1 protein-coding gene is annotated in these 365 nt (G+C 32.9%); it reads left to right on the top strand.

Annotated elements, in window-relative coordinates; genetic code table 11:
- On the top strand, nt 1-365 hold a 365-nt coding region (locus RCF13_RS07390; RefSeq protein ID WP_308141026.1), incomplete at both ends, for an S-layer homology domain-containing protein.

Genomic DNA, 365 nt, shown 5'->3' with positions numbered 1-365 from the left:
CACAAAATATAGAAATATTACAAATTCAAATCAAGGATTTCAATGACATATCTGTAGAATATCAAAACCATGTTGCTAGGACATATGCAGCAGGTATTATCACTGGATATACAGACAGAACATTTAAGTTTGAAAGAACTGCCACCAGAGCAGAAGCAACTACAATGCTGTTAAGGTTATTAGAGCCATCTAAAAGACAGATTCCAGAGGTGAAAGAAATAATAGAAGTTCCAGCAGGGGTTACACATATAAATGATTTGAAGAATGAAGATATAACCAAATATATTAAAAGTGGAACTATTAATCATCCTTTCTATTATGAAGTTGTAGACCCTGATTTGCCTTCAGTAAAGAAACAAGCTGAA

Source organism: Stenotrophomonas maltophilia group sp. RNC7 (genome assembly GCF_030910085.1).
GTDB classification, from domain to species: Bacteria; Pseudomonadota; Gammaproteobacteria; order Xanthomonadales; family Xanthomonadaceae; genus Stenotrophomonas; species Stenotrophomonas sepilia.
Note: the sequence above shows the minus strand (reverse complement) of the source record. Positions and strands in the feature narration are given on the sequence as shown.